The sequence below is a fragment of the Pseudomonas sp. PME37.24/025 genome (assembly GCF_055556615.1).
In genome coordinates, this window is the sequence record NZ_JBVHNK010000165.1 from 1 (window position 1) to 274 (window position 274).

Here is a 274-nt window from a genome sequence, read left to right on the forward strand (position 1 = left end):
GGGCTCGCGGTTCCGGCCGACGTCTCGGTCGCCGGATTCGACGACAACCCGGATGCCGCCTTCTACACGCCCGCGCTCACCACCGTGCGCCTCGACGTCGAGGGCGAGGCCGCCGAGGCGGTGGCGCGCGTGCTGGGCGATGAGCCGACGCTCCCCGCCGATCCCGTGCTGGTGACGCGCGCGTCGACGGCCGCGCCGCGCTGAGGCCCGGTGCCCCGTGGCGGCGGGCACAACTCCGGCGATCCGGGCCGGTCGTGGAGGGTGTGGCATCCGC

Annotated in this window: 1 protein-coding gene; it reads left to right on the top strand. The window is 76.6% G+C overall.

Annotated features, from left to right (window positions below):
• Positions 1-204: substrate-binding domain-containing protein (locus tag ACZ3HH_RS29920; RefSeq protein WP_465810185.1), on the top strand; the 204-nt coding region annotated here is incomplete at its 5' end.
• Positions 205-274 lie beyond the last annotated feature (70 nt).